The following is a 16,441-nucleotide window of genomic DNA, read 5'->3' as shown; positions in this document are numbered from 1 at the left end:
TCCCAGGCCGTCAGCGGGCCGCCCAAAGCTCCGAAGAGCGGCCCGGAAGCCGTATCCCATCTCCGGATTGCCCCTTGTTCAGCGCTCTCCTAGGCCGGAGGTTTCTAATGAGGCAACGGCTGCCCGGCGCATCATGGAGTGCGGCTCCGCCCGCGGTCAGACCCCGGCTCCCGGGGACAGGACGTTGAGGCCGGCGTCCACGGCGGCGGCCAGCAGTCCGGCATCGTAGGCGACCATGACATCGGCCTCCAGCCGGATTGCCGCCGCCAGATGGATGGCGTCTGCGCTGCTAAGTCCGCCGGGCAGGGCAGCCGCGTACATCAGGTCCGGGCGCGCCAGATCCACCAGATTGATGCCGCCCAGCACGGCATTGACCAGCTCGCCGGGGAATCCGCGCCGGTGTGCCGCGCAGTGCAGCTCCGTGTAGAGGAGCATGGAAGCTACCAGCGTGCCGCCCTGGGCCACGGCCCTGGAGAGGTACTTGGCGGCGGCCGATGATTCCTTCTCCTCCACCACGAGTTTGAGCACAGCCGAGGTGTCCACATAGATAATCAACGGTCCCCGCGAAGGTCGGCCAGGATTTCCGCCGTGCCGGTGGCCGAGGCGACCCGCGGCAGGGATCGGAAGTCGACGGCGCCGCCGGCGGCCGGCCGTACCTGCCCTGCCAGGAGCAGCCGCTCGAAGGGGGAGGAGGACGGAGGAATCAGGGTGGCGGCTATTTCGCCGTTGTTCGTCACGTCAATGGTTTCCCCGTTTTTCACGCGCTCCAGGATCTTGCTGCTCTGGTTGCGCAGTTCGCGGTGCGGAATGGTTGTCATGGCTGCCTCCGTAGCAATCGTAGCAACCGGGTGCCGGGGGCGGAAGGACTGCGCGATGACTCAAAGAAAACCTCGACAAGGGGGCGCCGGGGATGTCTGCGCGGCCCCCTTGGGGCACCCGCGGCGACATCCCCGGCGTCGTTCCCGGGTCAGGCCTGGTTGAAGCGGACCATGTTGCCGGAAGGGTCACGGAAGGCGCAGTCGCGCGGGCCCCAGGGCTGGACGATGGGTTCCTGGAGGACCTCCGCGCCGGCGGCCCGGACGGCCTCGAACGTGGCGTCGAGATCGTCCGTGCGGAACACGATATTGGGCAGGACGCCCTTGGTGAGCAGCTGCTGGAGCGCGTCGCCGTCGTCCTGGGAGCGGCCGGCGTGCGGGACGGACAGCACGAGCTCCAGATCGGGTTGGGCCGCGCTGCCGAGCGTGACCCAGCGGTGTCCGTCCGAGCCGACGTCGTTGCGCACGTCCAGGCCGAGGACGTCACGGTAGAACGCGAGCGACTCGTCGAGGTCGTTGACGGTGATGTGTGAGTACTGCAGTGAAATGTTCATGTCCCACACGCTATTGCAGCGGCCGCGGGGGCGCTTCTTCAATCCTGCTCGGCTTGCGCGCGGGCCGCGTGCGCTGCCGGGCAATGCACGACGGCATGGCCTTCACGGCGTGGTGCTCCCGGGCCCGGTACGCGCTGGGCGGCATGCCGACGATCTCGGTGAACCGGGAGCTGAACGAGCCCAGCGATGTACAGCCGACCTCCATGCAGGCATCCGTCACGCTGGCACCGGCCCGCAGCAGCGCCATGGCGCGTTCGATCCGCCGCGTCATGAGGTAGTTGTACGGCGCCTCGCCGTAGGCCGCCTTGAACTGGCGGGAGAAGTGCGCCGGGGACATGAGGGCACCGGCGGCCATGGTGGGCACATCGAGTGGCCGGGCGTATTCCCGGTCGATCAGGTCCCGGGCCCGGCGCAGGTGCACCAGGTTGGCCAACTCCTGTGGTGTCATGCCGCCATTGTAGTTGTCGACGTCCCGCGTTGGCTCCTGGAAGACTGCACCGTGCCAGCCGCGGTGGTAACCCGCCCCACAAATCTCCTGTAGTGTTGATCCTGTTGTTGTGTTTATGCAGTTTCGTAGTTCAGGCAGTACGCAAGGTTGCAAGACCTTGTTCTTCTGAAGTAGCGGTTTTGAACACCCCACACCGGAGGACCCGAAAGTCGGGACTTTTCCCCCACCTTCACGAAGGACAAAAAATAATGGCTACTGGTACCGTCAAATGGTTTAACGCTGAAAAGGGCTTCGGCTTCATTTCCCCCGATGACTCCTCACAGGACGTCTTCGCACACTACTCCGCGATCGCCTCTTCCGGCTTCCGCTCCCTCGAAGAGAACCAGAAGGTCTCCTTCGAGACCGAGCAGGGCCCCAAGGGCCCGCAGGCCGTAAACATCCAGGCTCTCTAAGACTTAGCTTCCAGCTAACTCTTCTGAGTCCGGGGCCGCAAGGTTTCGAGCAGGGCCCGTCTTTGACGGGCCCTGCTTTTGTTAACCCACATGTGCGGGCCCGGGCCCAAGTAGCTGGCAGTTGGGGCCGTTTTGAGCCCTGAAAACGACAACAACTGCGACCCGGTTGGGGGCCGTGATCAACAGCCGGTCCCCGGCCACCACCGCGGCCAGGCTCCTCGGGTCAATCAGGTGATGGTGTCAAGCGCCTCTTGCGCAATAAGCAGGAGGTCATCCTGGTTGGTCAGCTGCATGGAATCTTCCCCATACAGTTCGAGGGCAATATCCACGGCCTCTTGGGCCGTCCCAATGCGTAATAGCTTGCAGAGCACGGCGATGTCATGGATGTCGCGGTCACGTCCGGGCTGGCACATAGCCTCGGATGGTAGCGGTGGTCTGTGTTGTTGGTAGCGGTGTTCTGATGACCGGGTAGCGCCTGTGTTGTTGGGGCTGCCCGGTCATCAGTTTGGTTGGCGGTTTGGGCCGTGTGTTATTCCCAGAATCCGCCGGTTTGGCGTGCTTCCTGGCTCCGTTGGCGCCGCATGTCGACTTCGCCGAGTTTGATGGTGCGGGCGTTGTTGGCGAGCCGGTTGACGATGGAGTCCGCGGCGACCCGGTCGGGCAGCGCTTGTGCCCAGTAGTCGGGGCCGGTTTGACTGGCGATCATGGTGGGGAGCCGGTGTTCCCGGTCGGCCAGGATCGCGAACAGGTCGCTGGCTGCGTTCGGATCGATGCCGACGGTGAGGAAGTCGTCAATGATCAGCAGGTCGGCGTTGGCGAGCTTGGCGAGCAGGTCCTGGTGGGCGATCCCGTCGCCGCGGGCGATGACAAGTTTGCGTGCCAGGTCGTCCATGCGCATGTAGAGGACTTCGTGTTCTCGTTCGCAGGCGGCAATGCCGATCGCGCAGATCAGATAGGTTTTCCCTCCGCCGGTGGGTGAACTGATCAGCAGGTTGGTTGGCTCCGTCTTCCAGTCGTGGGAAGCGTAGCGTTTCATCCTGTTGGGGTTGATGCCGCGGCCTTCGCGGTAGTCGATTTCCGCGATCGAAGCGGTCGGGATCGGGAACCCGGCCTGGCGGATCAGTTTCTCGATCCGGTTCGCCCGGCGCGCATCCAGGGCGTCGTCAACGGCGGTGAGGAAGAGCCGTTCTGGGGTGAGCTGGTCGTAGCTCTCGTCGTTGATGAGTTCTTCGAAACGGGTGGCCACGTGCGTGACGCGCAGGGCCCGGAATTTCTCGTAGTCGTCACTGGTGAACATGGCCGGTCACCGCTCTTCCCGGTAGTAGTCCGCGCCGCGGACGTAGATGTCTGGCAGCTCGGCGGTGGCGGCGTTGCTGTTCAGCAGGTTCGAGGCGGCCGCCTTCACCGGGGCGGGTCGTTTCGTGTCGCTGTCAATGCCGGCCATCAATCGTTTCAGGGTGGAGTAGGACGGGTAGCCGCGCATGTTCACCAGTTCCTGGCAGGCCGCTTCGAGCTTTTGCTTGTTCTTCTTCCCCAGGGTCTCGAGGATGTTTTGGCAGTCCAGGTAGCCCTGTGCTTCAATCTCGCGCCGGTCCAGGACCTGCTCGATGACCAGGACGGTGGGAGGGCCGAACGTGCGGGCACGGTCGATGAACCAGTCCCGGGACCACAGCCCGGCAACACTGCGGTGCTGATGCGGCACATGGGCCGGATCCGTTGAATACTGCCCCTTCCGGCCCATCTTCCGCGGGTGCTCGGCAACGACTTGCTGCCCGTCGAACACCGTCACCCGCGTGCCGGTCAGGCGCATGCGCAGCAACCGCCCCGCCAGGGCGTAGGGCACGGAATAGTGCTGGTAGTCGGCCGTAACATGGTAGTTCCGCCCGACCTTGAGCTCCTTCCATTCCACCTGCTCAAACACGGCCTCGGGCAGCGGGGAAAGCACCGGGGCTTCCTCGGCGGTGAACCTCTCGAACCGGGTCGTGCCGTCAGCGCGGCGGATCTCGTGGTTGATCTCCCACACCCGTTCGGCGATCGCCTCATTCAGCTCGGCCAGCGTCATCCAGACGTCCTCGGCCAGGTACCCGATCACGCGCTTGTTGACGGTGTTCACCGCCGATTCCACAGCAGCCTTGTCGCGGGGTGCCCTCACGCGGGCCGGCACGATCGCCGTGCCGTAGTGCTCGGCCATCTGCCGGTACCTGTCGTTGACGAATCGTGCCGCATCACCCTTGGCCTTCCGGTGCGTCGCGGTCAGTGTGTTGTCCGGGACGACGATCTGCGGGATGCCCTGGTAGAACGCGAACGCGCCGACATGGGCGTTCACCCAGGCCTCCAGGCGCATGTCCGTGAACGCCTGGCAGAAAACGTACCCGGAAAAGGGCAGCACGGCGACAAACAAATAGGCCTTCACGCTCTTCCCGGCCACCGCGTCGGCGATCGGGATCGTGTCGCCCGCCCAGTCGACAAACATGGCCATGCCCGGCTCATGGTGGAGCGTCGCCACCAGGTCAACGATCTGCCGATAACTCCGGCCCTGCAACAACAGGGCCATAATCGCCCGGTAATCCGGCATAATCTTTGCCTCCTTGCAAAGAAACGGCGGCGCCCAGCGCGCCGCCGTAAACGACAGAAAACCACGACCACCCGGCCATCGCTACCAACAACCCAGAATCGTGCTACCAACTGCCCAGACAGGCGCTACCACCAGGGGCTATGCGCCACGGGCGCCATCTTCATGGCCAGGAGAAACCTGGGCGAGGCCACCCGGAGCGTCAGGTTGTCTGCGACCGGGACGGCTGTCGCCTCTGCATCAGTTGCATTCGGCACCCAGGCCTTGGCTGAACTGTTTAGCCATTTGGGTTCCAAACCCATGTCGTCTGCCATCTCGCGCGCAACCTCATTGACGGTTTGTTCCGGCTGGTAGACCGCGTCGATGTCTGTGGTGGACCGGCGGGAACTATATTCGACCGCGATGGCAGCCCCGCCGACGAGATAGATATCGGCCGCCACATTGAGAGTTTGGAGCCGGCGCGCCAGCTCACGAAGGAGATCTTTGACCTCTTCGGGACCATAGGACGTGGGGGAGGGACTCACACCGAGGTCAGGTTCCGGGCGTCAAAGATGATGTTGGCGTCGGCAAACTCTTTGGGCGTGTTCGCTGCCATTCGCTGCTTCCAGGCCTGCGAGACATGACTGCGCGGAGTGGCATACCACTTGCTGGACAGCGGCTGGACGCGCGTCCAGCCCGGCGCTTTGAGGCCGTGCTGGTGGCACTTGTAGGCAAGGGTCCGGGCCAACAGGGCGTCCCAGCGTTTGCGGCCCGTGGAGGCGGGCACCTCAAGGAACTTGCGGCGGTCGGCCGGGCGAAGATCATCGAAATAATCGGTCGCCATCGCCAGAACCCGCATGGCAAAATCCGGATCCCCGTTGCGGAGCTCCCGCTTGATCTCCCGCGCTGTTCTGTCGGCTGTCCAGCGCAGCGGCGGAGACGGGGGCGCCCCAGTGACGGACAGGCCCGCCCCCAGCTGGGAGAGGACCTTCAGAGCGGTGGCGATTGAAACGTTCCGGCCCTGCTCCAGATCGATGATGGTGGAACGGCTGACACCCACCTGTTGGGCAACGGTTTCTTGCGACAGAAGGGCGCGGATCCGATGCTGCTTGACCAGGCCGCCCAGCTCCCCGGCATCGTGGATACTCTGCACGTCAATTCCACCTCCATGTCGGAGATATCAATCATAGAGTGTGGATGAGAATCCGGTGAAGCCGGCACGCGCAACTGACTTCGCCGCCGTCCGCTCGGGGTCACGTCTCTGGCATCGCTGACCGGGCTGCGGCCGGCGCCGGACTCGGAGGCGGCGTGACGTGCCGGCACGGTGAAGTAGGGGCCGGTTCTCCGTTACCGCGCTGCCGTACTGGTGTCTGCGCGCGCCTTCTTGGCGGTGAGCAGCAGATACTCCCACTCCATCTGCGACGGCGCATCACCGTGGGCGTCGCTGTAGGTGTCGGCCAGCTCGGTGAGCGCCTTGTCCAGGGCTTTGACCTTGTCCTCGTCTCCTGCAAGGAATTTGTACACCGAGATGGTGGGGCCGTAGTGGGATTTGAAGTAGTGCAGGAAGTCCTCAGGATGGTGGAAGCTGCTGATTGTCACAGTCTGCTTTGCTGCGTGGACATCGGTGATCCTGTCGCCGAAGAGCCCCCGCGGACGTGGTCTTCGCTGCCCCAGAGCGGCGGCGGCTGGGCGCCGGGCGGGGGCGGGGGAGCGAAGGGCTTCATGGCGGCGAACATCTTCCCGATGAACCCTTCGGGGGTCCAGCTCAGCAGGCCGATGGTGCCCTCGGGTTTGCAGACCCGCACCAGTTCGTCCGCCCCCGCCTGGTGGTGTGGTGCGAACATCACGCCCAGGCAGGACATCACGACGTCGAACTCGTTATCGGGGAACGGCAGCGCCTCGGCGTCCCCTTCCTTCCATTCCAGCTCAACGCCGCGATCGGCTGCCTGCCGGCGGCCGGCGTCGAACATTTCGGGGGTGAGATCGCTCGCCACTACTTCAGCGTCCATCATGGCGGCCGGAATGGCCGCGTTGCCGGCGCCGGCGCCCACGTCCAGGACGCGGTGGCGGGGCTTGATGCCGCAGGCGTCCACGAGGATTGCTCCGAGGTCCGGGATCAATTCGCTGGCGAGGGCTGGGTAGTCGCCCTGGGCCCACATGGCGCGGTGCTTTTGCTTCAGCGCCAGGTCCGCCTCGGTTGCATCAGCCTTGTCATTCATGTCTGTGCCCCTCTGCTGTGGCCGGTTTTGGGTGACAGCGCGCTGCGGGTCCAGTGGAGGCTGTGATGCGAGTTATTTTGGCCGCCGAGGGCCCGGATGTAAAGGTGCCTGCGGTACCGGGTCCTGGCGACCGTCCACATGGACTACGTGGCCTGGCGCTGGGCAGCGGCGGTAGATTGTGGGCATGGAACAGATTTCCTCAGGCCGCCGGGATTTGCTCGCTGATCGGCTCTTGGGTGTCGCGGAGTTCAGCCACGCGCACTGGTTCTTCGGCAATCTCTATGAGGCCCTCGCCAAAATCCCGCACCGGGTCGCGGCCTCGGAAGCAAGCCGTGAACTGCCCCGGTCCCCCTTTGGGGCGGGAAGCCCCGGCCGCTACTACGCCCCGATCGCCCCGATCAACGCCCCTGCCGCCATCGCTGCCCTCGTGGCAGGTTGGCATCATTCCGACAGCAGGGTCTGGCTGGTAGTGGCTGCCGCCGGCTCCACGACGGGTGCGGCCGCTACAGCGTACCTGCTCCGGTCCATCAACCCCGACCTCTTCTTCAGCCCGCAGCCGCTCAGCGAGATGCGCCGCAGACCCCTGTTGAAGCGGTGGTACAGGGTCCACGCCCTCAGGCTCACAGCCAGCGCCGTTGCCCTGGCCGCCATCCACCAGGCACGGACAATCCGGCTCAGAAGCCGCGAATAAGCCTCCCACACGTGCCCATCCCCTCGAATGCCAATCACCATCGGGATTCATCTACTCCTTCAGGCGTCCGCTCAAGGTCGCCCCTACGGGCGGTCCCTTGCCGCGCGGCACGTATACAGCCGTTTACCGAAGGTTGCCGCACTGTGCGTATCTGATACTCGGCGCGTTGACAGACCACGGCGTCGGGCGTAGTCCTGAGTGCAGAGCAAGGAGGTCTCCTCATGGCCACCGTCAGCGTGCGCTACATCGTCGATGATGTCGATGCCGCAATCAACTTCTACCGCGAACATCTGGCATTCACGCTCGTCATGCATCCCGCCCCGCCCTTTGCCATGCTCGACCGCGGTGATCTGAGGCTGCTGCTCAGCGCTCCGAGCGGCCAGGGCGGAGGAGGCCAGAGCATGCCCGACGGCACCAGTCCCGCGCCGGGCGGCTGGAACAGGTTCACCCTGGAGGTGTCCGACCTCGCGGCAACCGTGCGGACCCTCCGCGACGCAGGCGTGCAGTTCCGCAATGACATCGTGACGGGCGTGGGCGGCAAGCAGGTACTGATCGACGACCCTTCGGGCAATCCGATCGAACTATTCGAGCCGACGATTCCCGCGGCGCGCCTCGCGTCATCCTGATCGGGAGTTGCCAGAAAAAACAGTGCCGGACCTATGGAAATACTCGGAACGAGCGATGCCAGCCAAATTGATCCCCTGCAATATCCGTGGGATCCACCGCCGACCTCGGGTGTCATCAACGGCAATGATTTCCTGCCGTTGCAGCTGGCCGCCGGCAGACCGTTGGGACAATCGCACCTGCGGGATCGTGCAGAAGACTCATTGTCCTCCTGCTGCCTGGACAAGGCTCTCGATGAAGCCGGCGCGGCCCCGCTGGACTCCCGGGTTCTGGTGGTCTCAATCGGCTCGAATTCCAGCCCCGACGTGCTGAGGAGAAAGTTCGCAAAGTACAGGCAGCCTGTCAGCAGGATCGTGCGCTGATCCGGGGCAAGCTGCACAACTTTGGCGTTGGCCACTCCGCGCACGTCAGCAAGGCCGGATACATCGCGGCCGCCCCGTATGTCCGGATGGGGGAGTACACCACGGTCTGGGTTTCGTGGCTCGATGAGCGCCAATTGATGGCACTGGACGAAACGGAGCGCAACTACCGGCGGATTCAGCTTGACGGAAAGGCCTGTCCGCTCGTGTTGGACAACGGCGAATGCCCGGAGACTTTTTCGCTGTTCACGTCGCGCTGGGGAGTGCTGACCGATGGTAACGGAGACAAGCTTCCCTTCGTGGATCAGTCCGCCCTGTTCCGGCTCCTCGCCGACAGCGGGACCAGGGCAGGCCTGACGGATGGGAAATCCGTCTTCGAGGGACCCCCGGAGCGGGTTCTTGAGCAACTCAGGATGGATGCCGTCCAGGCCTGGGCCAAAGAATGGTTTCGTGCGGCCGGCTTTGCCGCACGGCTGCCGCTCGACGGGCTCACGAAAACCTGAAGCAGCCTGCCGGTGCAGTTCGCAATCGGAAGATCCGGATGACCCAAGGTGATAGACGCCCGGCCTGGAGGAGTCCGGAAGGGAACCATCAACTTTGAGAGCCAGCTGCCGGAAAGCGCAACCACCGTGCCGCTCAACTTCGTCCATGTCTTTGTCATGGGCCTCGACGGACCGAAATCTATTACGGTTCCCGACATCACTCTGAAGCCCTTGGCCGCCTCTCCCTCGTAGAGTTCCAGGTCTTTGGCGGCGCCGCCGGGCCGGGCCCCAAGTCGTCAACCCGCCCCACGACGAGCAAATGCCCTGTCGCTACCGGAATTCGGAATTTCGGTAGCGACAGGGCATTTGCGCATCGCCAGGCACGAGGCGCCGCGCGGGAGGCTCGGGCCAAGGGGGCCGTGGCCGGCGGCTCTGGCAAGATGGCGAGCATGGAAACCGTCCCCGCCTACGACCTGCTCGTCCGCATCCAGGACACCGAGCCCGAGATCTGGCGGCGCCTCCTGGTCCCGGAAACCATCACCATCCCGGAACTGCACCGGGTCCTCCAGGCGGCTTTCGGCTGGGAAAACCGCCACGTCTACGGGATCCGGTGCGTTGACCGCCGCGGCCAGCCCCGCATGATCGTCGGACCCGACGAGGCGGCGGAGGACATCGACGCCGAGCCGGCCTCCGGCGTCGTGCTCTTTGAACTGCTGGATGCCCAGCAGACCGGCCCGGCAACGCTGGAATACGAGTACGACTTCGGCGACGCCTGGACGCACACCTTCGAGGTCATGGGGTCCGCCGAGCTTCCGGCGGGTGCCCTGCTTTGCGTCGACGGCGCCAACCGCGGCCCGGTGGAGGACTCGGGCGGACCCTACGGCTATACGCGCGTGATTGAGGTCCTGGCCGATCCCGGGCACGCCGAACACCAGGACGTCTCCGGCTGGTACACGTTCGCCACCGGGCACGACGCCGGCACCTTTGATCCGCACGCGTTCGACCTGCCGGCGCTCAACCGGCGGCTGGACGGGCTCGCCCAACGGTTCTGGCCGGAACCGCCCACGGAAGCGGAGGTCAACGCCGTCGTCCGTCCCGTCCAGTGGCTGCTGGCCCAGGCGTCCCCGGACGGGCTACAGCTGACCCAGGACGGCTACCTCAAGCCGGCCGTGGTGGTCCAGGCGATGCACGAACTCGGCTGGGAATACCGCTGGCCGGGGAAGGCGAACCGCGAAAGCCAGACCCGTCCCGTGCTGCTGGTCCGGCAGCAGCTGCAGGCCTGGAAACTGCTGCGCAAGAGCAAGGGCCGGCTGGTCCTTTCACCCGCGGGCCGCAAGACGTACGACGGCGGGCGGAAGCTGTGGGACTACCTCGCCGACGCCGTGGTCTTCCCGCCGGAGCAGGCGACGGCGGTGGTGACCGGGATTGTGGTCACCTGGATGCTGGACGGCTCCACACCATCCTGGGACCGGCTGCAACGGATCATCGCCGACGTCCTGACCGTGGCAGGGTTCCGCATGAAGGACGGGTCCGCGATACCCCCGGAGGCCGGGGTGGACCTGTACCTCGATGTGCGCTGGACGCTCGAATGCCTGCAGCTGACGTTCCCGGAACGCAAATCCAGCGAGGAGTCTGGCCTGACCGACGGCGGCCGGAAGTTCCTGCTGCAGGTGCAGGGGCTGCTCAGCGCAGCGTAAGCCGGAAGCTGGGCCGGGCCGCCGCCGGGGTTTCGACAGGCTCAACCACCGATCACGCTCAACCACCGGTCAGGCGGCGTCTCCGCGGTAGTCGAAGAAGACCTCGGCCGGGGGAGGGCCTTGCAGCATCTCTACCGTCAGCCCGTGCAGGCTGACGAGGTTTTCGCGGAACCAGACGTCGAAGGGATCCTCCGAAGCGGCGAGGGTCTGGAAGGCCTTGGTGAGGTCTTCGCCCTCGTGGAAGAGGCAGACGAAGTCCCCCTGCGGGGTCTGCATGAGACTGGCGACCTCCCGGACCACGCCCATGCGTTTCCGGGAGCGTTCGTGCTCCTCCCTGCGCGGGCCGCTCATCGACTGGTCGAACGCCTTCCACTCCTCCACTTTCCCGGGCAGAATCGGCGCGAACCACGTAATGCATTCCATGACAGCTGTCCTTCCACGCAGTAACCAGCTCGGTGGCAGTCCCACCGGTGCAGCTGAATCGTAGTCCCGCGGCCGACGGCGGGACAGGGTCCGCGGACAGGGACACTGCGCGCTCACCCGCCGTGGCGCTGCACCAGGAACGCGGTCAACGCCGGGTTGTCGATCTCTTTCGCCAGCCAGGGCACGGCCTCGGCGGCAGCCGCGTCGCCCAGGACCGCCCGGTGCGACTGCGCCCGGACCACGAATTCCCGCATCCCGCTGCGGCTGGCCAGCCTGCCCAGGCGCGCGGCGAATTCCTCCGCCCGCGGCGACCGCGTCGCAATGGCGACTTCCGCTGCGGCGTCCAGCAGCCGGGCCGAGTACCAGAGGTACCAGGGGGCGGGTTCCAGCCCCCGGTCGATCCAGCGTTCGGCGGCAGCGAGATCGCCATGGGCCAGGAACAGGCGGCCCTCGGCGCCTGCCGCGAGGGCCATGTAGCAGTGGTCGCCGGCCAGGTCGGCCATGACCCAGGAACGGTCAATGAAGGCCGCGGCTTCCTCCAGCCGGCCGGCCGCAAGGTAGGTTTCGCCCCGCAGCCCGGCAACAAAGGGCTCGAACGCCGTCCAGTGTTCGGCCGCGATCAGGCCCAGGGCCTGGTCCAAAGCCGTGGCCGCCTGCTCCACCTGCCCGCGGAGGAGGTGCACGCGGCCGAGCAAGGCGCCGCTGAAGGCCTGCTGGCGGAGGTTCCCGGCTGCTTCGGCGAGCGTTCCGGACTCGGTGAAGGCCGCCACGGCGTCCCCGTAGTGCGCGGTGTCCGACGCCAGCATGCCCTTGATCGCCAGGATCCTGGACTGCTCGTCGGGGATTCCCGCCGCGGCCAGCATCGCCCGGTCAAGCCAGCCGGCCGCGCGGTCCGGGACGCCCCGCTGCACGGACAGGTAGCCCAGCTCGCGGTAGGCGGCAGCGGCAGTCCGGGAGACGCCGTCGGCCGCTTCCGCCGACAGCGCACGGTGCAGGAAATCGGCGACCTCGGCGCCGCGTCCGCCCGCCTGATGGATCACGGCCCCGGCCAGCGTCACGAGGGATTCGGCGAGCAGGTGGCGGTCGGCCGTGCGCTGGGCCAGTCCGACGGCGGCGCGCAGCTGATCCAGTCCCCGGTCGACCGAACCCGCCGAGAGCGAGGCGGCGCCGGCGTCGAGATAGGACCGCACCGCCGCCGCGCTCGCCGGCACACCGGGGTCCGCCGCCGGGGCCGAATCCGACAAGGCACGCCGGACCTCCGCGGGCAGGGGCAGGCCGAGCTCGCGGTGATAGAGGTCCGCGCATTTGGCGACCTGCTCACGTGCCCGCCGGTGCTCTCCCAGCGCGACGAGCGCCTTCACGAGGACGGCGTTGCAGTCCGCGTTGAAGGCATCCCGGCGCAGCGCCTGCGACGCCAGCTCGACCGCCTCGCCGGCCGCGCCGGAGGCAAGGGCGGCCAGGGCCGCCTCATAGAGCAGGGACTGGACACAGTTCTCGAGGCGGTACCGCTGGTCCGCCAGCCAGGAATCAAAAACCGGACAATCCCCGAAGGACAGCCCCTCCAGTAACTGGCCGTCGAGCATCCGGGGGGCGACGCCGTCGGCCGAGTCACGAAGTGCGGCGGCGTCGCAGTGCCAGCCGGGCTGCAAGGCCAGCTCCAGGGGGTCACCCCCGATCGCCGCGCCGCCAAGGGTCCGCCGCAGCTCGGACAGGTTCCAGCGCAGCGCCCCCAGCGGATCCTCGGCATCGGGGAAGAGCAGTGCGGCAGTCCGGGACCGGCCGGTGCCACCCGTTTGCAGCGCAAGGTAGGCCAGCACCGCCCAGGCCTTGCGGCCCCGGGGCTGCGGGATGGTTGCATCAGGGGCCTCGATCCTGGGCGGACCGAGGAGCCGAATCCAGGTGTCGGCCATACGAGCCATGGTACGCCGGGGGATTGGCGGCGTCGCTGCGGATTCACACGCTTGCTCACACGGCTGCTGGACAGACTGGGGCCATCCAATCCGCTCTTCACCCGAGGTGAATCACAATGGAAATGTTCATAGTCCTGCTGGCCGGAATCGTGCTGGTCTCCGGCGGTGCCACGTTCCGCGCAGTGCTCAAGGACGGCCACGGCCATATCCCCGAGGAGCGCTCGAACGCATCCTGGACGGCCGGCAACCTGCCCAGCGAACCGTTCTCAGGATCCCCGAGCCGTATTCCGCCTGCTTTGTGGTTCCGGTAGGCGCGCTGGCCGCCGTCGCCGTCGTCGTCGAGTCTGGACACGACGACGGGGCGGTGGGATTCTGAGGCTGGCACCGTCGGCGAGGGAGGCTGGTAGCAGCTCATGGATGAAACATCGGATACGCGACAATTGCTTTCCGCCCGCATCGAACAGAAGCAGCAGGCCGTCCGCTCGTACCTGGGCCGGGAGCGCCCACGCCGGAACAAGCTCTCCAACGTCAGCGTCGGGGGCAGCGCCCTGGCCGCCATGCTCACCGCCGGCCCGGCATTCGGAGGCACCGGTTTCACCGAAGCACTCAGCAGGGTCTTCTCGCTGGGTGACGACTCCATAGTCTGGCGTGTCCTTTGCCTCTTTGCCGTGCTGCTGTCCGTGGCCGCGGCGCTCGCCACAAATTTCGCCAACTCCCATTCACTGTCGGACCGGGTCAGCGCGGCCGAGACAGCCAACGCCCAGCTGGAGGGGCTGCGGGACACGTTGAGCTTTGGCCACATCGACACCGACGAGGCACTGAAGCTGTACCAGCAATATGTCGCCCAGGTGGCGTTCGTGGACGACGTGACTTCACGCTGACCGACTGACCGTCTGATTTGGAGTCTCCGGGAACTCGACAAGCTGGATCAGGGCAGTGTTCACGCCGGCGTCGCCGGCGGTTCACGCGGCCGGTCAAGGATGGGGCCATGACTTCCTTCACCCGCCGAAATGTCCTTAAAGGTGCCATCGCCGCCGCCGGTGCCGCCGCCGTCGTTCCCGGAACGGCCCACGCCGCCGGGCCGTCCGGCGTCGCGCTGGTCCGCAACCGCCTGACCCTCCCGTCCGGCATCGCCACCGGCGATGTCACTACCGATTCCGGCGTCCTGTGGTCCCGCGCGTCGGGCCCGGGCCGTCTGCTGGCCAGCCTGCTGGCGGTCGACGACGGCGGGTCCCCGCTCCGTGGACGCGGCGCCTTCCAGCGGGTGCTCCGGGGGACCGCCGCCAGCGAAGCGACCGACTTCACCGCCAGGATCAACGCCCGCGGGCTCCCGGCCGGCACCCGGTTCGCGCTCACCATGCACTTCGAGGACGCCGGCGGCAACGCCGGCGAAACCGCACAGGGCTCCTTCGTCACCGCACCGGACAGCCGTGGTGGCGACAAAGACCGCGGCGGCGGAAACCGCGGCCGCGCCTCCCGGGGCCAGAGCTTCGTCTGGACCGGCGACACCGCCGGCCAGGGCTGGGGCATCAACGAGGAGATCGGCGGCATGCGCGGCTACGCCGCAATGCACGCCACCCGCCCGGACTTCTTCATCCACTCCGGCGACACCATCTACGCCGACGGGCCCATCGCCGCGCAGGCCACCGAGCCGGACGGGAACATCTGGCGGAACCTGGTCACCGAGGAGGTGTCCAAGGTCGCGGAGACGCTCAACGAGTTCCGCGGCCGGCACCGCTACAACATGATGGACAAGAACATCCGCGCCCTGTACGCCGAGGTGCCGGTGATCGCCCAGTGGGACGACCACGAAACCCACAACAACTGGTACCCCGGGCAGATCATCACCGACGACCGCTACACCGAACGCCGGGTGGATGTGCTCGCCGCCCGCGGCCGCCAGGCGTGGCAGGAATACCAGCCGATCGCGGGGCTGAGCGGCAGGTCCGGTGACGGCAGCACCGGCTTTGAACCGGCCCGCATCTACCGCAAGATCTCCCGCGGGCCGCAGCTGGACATCTTCTGCCTGGACATGCGCACCTTCAAGGACCCCAACACGGACGGCAAGGAAACGAACCTCACGCACATCCTCGGCCAGGAGCAGGCGGACTGGCTGATCAAGGAAGTCAGCAAGTCCGAGGCCACCTGGAAAGTCATCGCCAATGACCTCCCGCTTGGAGTGATCGTGCCGGACGGGCCGGTGAACCAGGAATCCCTCTCAAACCGCGACGCCGGCGCCCCCTTGGGCAAGGAGCTCGAGCTCGCCGGGGTGCTTTCCGCCTTCAAGAAGAACCGGGTGAAGAACGTGGTCTGGCTGACGGCCGACGTGCACTACTGCGCGGCCCACCACTATTCGCCGGAACGCGCCGCCTTCCAGGACTTCGACCCCTTCTGGGAGTTCGTGGCCGGCCCCATCAACGCCGGCAGCTTCGGGCCCAACCAGCTGGACGGCACGTTCGGCCCCGAGGTGGAGTTTTTCAAGGCCGGCGCCTACGCCAACGAATCCCCGCGCAGCGGCGAGAGCCAGTACTTCGGCCACGTGGACCTCGGCGACGACGACGTCTTCACCGTCAGCCTGCGCAACGCCAACGGCACCGTGCTCTGGAGCAAGGACCTGCAACCGGAGCGGTGAGGGCGCACTGTCCCCCGACGCACTTCCGGCGGGACGCCGACGGCGGGTGGCTGGCAACGGTTGCCGGCCACCCGCCGTCGGGCGTTCAATGCCACGTGGGGATGCCGCCGTTGACGTTCAGCGTTTCGCCCACCACGTCGCTGGACTCCGCCGACGCGAGGAACACGTAGGCCGGGGCGAGCTCCGCCGGCTGGCCGGCGCGTGCCGCGATAGCTCCCAGCCCTTTGGTGCTCCCGCAACGGACGACGGCGGTTCTGTTGCAGACTGTTCCGTTGAAGACTGTGGCGCGGTCCACAAAACCCGCCCGGGCCTGTGACCGGACCTTTCCGCGGGTGGCTATGCCGGTATTCCGTGCCAATCCGGGGATTTGTTGCCTGGGGGTCTCTCCGCCAGCGGATTTGTGCCGAGGACTCAGGGCGTGTATTGTTTTCTGAGTCGCCACCGGAGAGTGGCGGCCAACCCCAACAAAAAAGTGAAGCAATTCTTCGGGCACTGGACGCCGGAATTGAAAATTGCTTCATGTTTTGCTGGGCGGATTCACTCCACCGGGTGAATTCCGGGAGAATTTCCCGGATTTGCAAAGT

Annotated in this window: 20 protein-coding genes and 2 pseudogenes; 9 read left to right on the top strand and 13 right to left on the bottom strand. The window is 66.3% G+C overall.

All coding sequences use genetic code 11. The features are described from left to right. Window positions 1-156 precede the first annotated feature (156 nt). The 4 genes from J9611_RS19915 to J9611_RS19900 form a co-directional block, all read right to left on the bottom strand. Entirely contained in the window at window positions 157-543 is a 387-nt protein-coding gene (locus tag J9611_RS19915) for a type II toxin-antitoxin system VapC family toxin (RefSeq protein ID WP_307857165.1), read from the bottom strand. A gap of 8 nt (window positions 544-551) precedes the next feature. Next, a complete protein-coding gene (locus J9611_RS19910) occupies window positions 552-818 on the bottom strand; it encodes a type II toxin-antitoxin system Phd/YefM family antitoxin (RefSeq protein WP_211882796.1) in 267 nt (88 codons plus the stop codon). Between the two features lie 149 nt (window positions 819-967). After that, window positions 968-1,369, bottom strand: a complete 402-nt coding sequence (locus tag J9611_RS19905; protein ID WP_211882794.1) for a VOC family protein — start codon at window positions 1,367-1,369, stop codon at window positions 968-970. Between the two features lie 10 nt (window positions 1,370-1,379). Beyond that, window positions 1,380-1,817 carry a helix-turn-helix transcriptional regulator gene (locus J9611_RS19900; RefSeq protein WP_211882792.1) on the bottom strand — a complete coding sequence of 146 codons (438 nt, stop codon included), beginning with the start codon at window positions 1,815-1,817 and terminating at the stop codon, window positions 1,380-1,382. Window positions 1,818-2,065: 248 nt separating this feature from the next. On the opposite strand from J9611_RS19900, the gene J9611_RS19895 reads away from it, so the two are divergent. Further along, window positions 2,066-2,269: a cold-shock protein gene (locus J9611_RS19895; RefSeq protein WP_024365339.1), complete on the top strand. Its 204-nt coding sequence runs from the start codon at window positions 2,066-2,068 to the stop codon at window positions 2,267-2,269. 227 nt (window positions 2,270-2,496) lie between these two features. On the opposite strand, the gene J9611_RS19890 is transcribed toward J9611_RS19895, so the two are convergent. The 6 genes and pseudogenes from J9611_RS19890 to J9611_RS19865 form a co-directional block, all read right to left on the bottom strand. Next, the gene (locus J9611_RS19890) at window positions 2,497-2,682 is read right to left on the bottom strand and encodes a hypothetical protein (protein ID WP_211882790.1); all 186 of its coding nucleotides are present in this window, start codon (window positions 2,680-2,682) and stop codon (window positions 2,497-2,499) included. Window positions 2,683-2,798: 116 nt separating this feature from the next. Beyond that, window positions 2,799-3,566, bottom strand: coding sequence for an ATP-binding protein (locus J9611_RS19885; protein WP_211882788.1), 768 nt, complete (start codon window positions 3,564-3,566; stop codon window positions 2,799-2,801). A gap of 6 nt (window positions 3,567-3,572) precedes the next feature. After that, complete coding sequence (istA, locus tag J9611_RS19880; RefSeq protein ID WP_211882787.1) at window positions 3,573-4,844, bottom strand: IS21 family transposase; 1,272 nt, start codon at window positions 4,842-4,844, stop codon at window positions 3,573-3,575. A 125-nt stretch (window positions 4,845-4,969) separates the two neighbouring features. After that, window positions 4,970-5,365 (bottom strand): DUF6036 family nucleotidyltransferase, encoded by a 396-nt coding sequence (locus J9611_RS19875; protein WP_307857164.1) that lies wholly within the window; start codon window positions 5,363-5,365, stop codon window positions 4,970-4,972. After that, window positions 5,362-5,973, bottom strand: coding sequence for a helix-turn-helix transcriptional regulator (locus J9611_RS19870; protein WP_211882785.1), 612 nt, complete (start codon window positions 5,971-5,973; stop codon window positions 5,362-5,364). Before J9611_RS19870 ends, J9611_RS19875 begins: the two co-directional genes overlap by 4 nt. Before the next feature lie 194 nt (window positions 5,974-6,167). Beyond that, a pseudogene (locus tag J9611_RS19865) lies at window positions 6,168-7,039 on the bottom strand (class I SAM-dependent methyltransferase). 184 nt (window positions 7,040-7,223) lie between these two features. On the opposite strand from J9611_RS19865, the gene J9611_RS19860 reads away from it, so the two are divergent. From J9611_RS19860 to J9611_RS19840, 5 genes are all read left to right on the top strand, one after another. Continuing rightward, the gene (locus J9611_RS19860; RefSeq protein WP_211882784.1) at window positions 7,224-7,730 is read left to right on the top strand and encodes a hypothetical protein; all 507 of its coding nucleotides are present in this window, start codon (window positions 7,224-7,226) and stop codon (window positions 7,728-7,730) included. Between the two features lie 221 nt (window positions 7,731-7,951). Continuing rightward, the gene (locus tag J9611_RS19855; protein WP_211882783.1) at window positions 7,952-8,356 is read left to right on the top strand and encodes a VOC family protein; all 405 of its coding nucleotides are present in this window, start codon (window positions 7,952-7,954) and stop codon (window positions 8,354-8,356) included. A gap of 33 nt (window positions 8,357-8,389) precedes the next feature. Next, a complete protein-coding gene (locus J9611_RS19850) occupies window positions 8,390-8,716 on the top strand; it encodes a hypothetical protein (protein ID WP_211882782.1) in 327 nt (108 codons plus the stop codon). 86 nt (window positions 8,717-8,802) lie between these two features. After that, window positions 8,803-9,216, top strand: coding sequence for a hypothetical protein (locus J9611_RS19845; RefSeq protein WP_211882781.1), 414 nt, complete (start codon window positions 8,803-8,805; stop codon window positions 9,214-9,216). A 428-nt stretch (window positions 9,217-9,644) separates the two neighbouring features. Next, a complete protein-coding gene (locus J9611_RS19840) occupies window positions 9,645-10,892 on the top strand; it encodes a plasmid pRiA4b ORF-3 family protein (RefSeq protein WP_211882780.1) in 1,248 nt (415 codons plus the stop codon). A 69-nt stretch (window positions 10,893-10,961) separates the two neighbouring features. On the opposite strand, the gene J9611_RS19835 is transcribed toward J9611_RS19840, so the two are convergent. Together J9611_RS19835 and J9611_RS19830 are read right to left on the bottom strand one after the other, a co-directional pair. Beyond that, window positions 10,962-11,315 carry a DUF6176 family protein gene (locus tag J9611_RS19835; RefSeq protein WP_211882779.1) on the bottom strand — a complete coding sequence of 118 codons (354 nt, stop codon included), beginning with the start codon at window positions 11,313-11,315 and terminating at the stop codon, window positions 10,962-10,964. A 113-nt stretch (window positions 11,316-11,428) separates the two neighbouring features. Next, window positions 11,429-13,225 carry an AfsR/SARP family transcriptional regulator gene (locus tag J9611_RS19830; protein ID WP_246528089.1) on the bottom strand — a complete coding sequence of 599 codons (1,797 nt, stop codon included), beginning with the start codon at window positions 13,223-13,225 and terminating at the stop codon, window positions 11,429-11,431. Window positions 13,226-13,341: 116 nt separating this feature from the next. Between J9611_RS19830 and J9611_RS19825 the strand changes: the two genes are divergently transcribed. The 3 genes from J9611_RS19825 (at window position 13,342) to J9611_RS19815 (ending at window position 15,857) form a co-directional block, all read left to right on the top strand. Further along, window positions 13,342-13,536, top strand: coding sequence for a hypothetical protein (locus tag J9611_RS19825; RefSeq protein WP_211882777.1), 195 nt, complete (start codon window positions 13,342-13,344; stop codon window positions 13,534-13,536). Window positions 13,537-13,638: 102 nt separating this feature from the next. Beyond that, complete coding sequence (locus J9611_RS19820) at window positions 13,639-14,106, top strand: hypothetical protein (protein WP_211882776.1); 468 nt, start codon at window positions 13,639-13,641, stop codon at window positions 14,104-14,106. Window positions 14,107-14,213: 107 nt separating this feature from the next. Next, window positions 14,214-15,857 (top strand): alkaline phosphatase D family protein, encoded by a 1,644-nt coding sequence (locus J9611_RS19815; protein ID WP_211882775.1) that lies wholly within the window; start codon window positions 14,214-14,216, stop codon window positions 15,855-15,857. Between the two features lie 85 nt (window positions 15,858-15,942). On the opposite strand, the pseudogene J9611_RS19810 reads toward J9611_RS19815, so the two are convergent. Beyond that, a pseudogene (locus J9611_RS19810) lies at window positions 15,943-16,059 on the bottom strand (NAD(P)-dependent dehydrogenase); the annotation flags it as partial. Window positions 16,060-16,441 lie beyond the last annotated feature (382 nt).

The sequence above is a fragment of the Pseudarthrobacter albicanus genome, from assembly GCF_018224015.1.
Taxonomy (GTDB): domain Bacteria; phylum Actinomycetota; class Actinomycetes; order Actinomycetales; family Micrococcaceae; genus Arthrobacter; species Arthrobacter albicanus.
Note: the sequence above shows the minus strand (reverse complement) of the source record. Positions and strands in the feature narration are given on the sequence as shown.

Coding starts and splice junctions, on each gene's coding strand:
- J9611_RS19910 (WP_211882796.1), bottom strand. CDS start 818: ATGACAACCATTCCGCACCGCGAACTGCGCAACCAGAGCAGCAAGATC.
- J9611_RS19905 (WP_211882794.1), bottom strand. CDS start 1,369: ATGAACATTTCACTGCAGTACTCACACATCACCGTCAACGACCTCGAC.
- J9611_RS19900 (WP_211882792.1), bottom strand. CDS start 1,817: ATGACACCACAGGAGTTGGCCAACCTGGTGCACCTGCGCCGGGCCCGG.
- J9611_RS19895 (WP_024365339.1), top strand. CDS start 2,066: ATGGCTACTGGTACCGTCAAATGGTTTAACGCTGAAAAGGGCTTCGGC.
- J9611_RS19890 (WP_211882790.1), bottom strand. CDS start 2,682: ATGTGCCAGCCCGGACGTGACCGCGACATCCATGACATCGCCGTGCTC.
- J9611_RS19885 (WP_211882788.1), bottom strand. CDS start 3,566: ATGTTCACCAGTGACGACTACGAGAAATTCCGGGCCCTGCGCGTCACG.
- istA (WP_211882787.1), bottom strand. CDS start 4,844: ATGCCGGATTACCGGGCGATTATGGCCCTGTTGTTGCAGGGCCGGAGT.
- J9611_RS19860 (WP_211882784.1), top strand. CDS start 7,224: ATGGAACAGATTTCCTCAGGCCGCCGGGATTTGCTCGCTGATCGGCTC.
- J9611_RS19855 (WP_211882783.1), top strand. CDS start 7,952: ATGGCCACCGTCAGCGTGCGCTACATCGTCGATGATGTCGATGCCGCA.
- J9611_RS19850 (WP_211882782.1), top strand. CDS start 8,390: ATGGAAATACTCGGAACGAGCGATGCCAGCCAAATTGATCCCCTGCAA.
- J9611_RS19845 (WP_211882781.1), top strand. CDS start 8,803: ATGGGGGAGTACACCACGGTCTGGGTTTCGTGGCTCGATGAGCGCCAA.
- J9611_RS19840 (WP_211882780.1), top strand. CDS start 9,645: ATGGAAACCGTCCCCGCCTACGACCTGCTCGTCCGCATCCAGGACACC.
- J9611_RS19835 (WP_211882779.1), bottom strand. CDS start 11,315: ATGGAATGCATTACGTGGTTCGCGCCGATTCTGCCCGGGAAAGTGGAG.
- J9611_RS19830 (WP_246528089.1), bottom strand. CDS start 13,225: ATGGCCGACACCTGGATTCGGCTCCTCGGTCCGCCCAGGATCGAGGCC.
- J9611_RS19825 (WP_211882777.1), top strand. CDS start 13,342: ATGGAAATGTTCATAGTCCTGCTGGCCGGAATCGTGCTGGTCTCCGGC.
- J9611_RS19820 (WP_211882776.1), top strand. CDS start 13,639: ATGGATGAAACATCGGATACGCGACAATTGCTTTCCGCCCGCATCGAA.
- J9611_RS19815 (WP_211882775.1), top strand. CDS start 14,214: ATGACTTCCTTCACCCGCCGAAATGTCCTTAAAGGTGCCATCGCCGCC.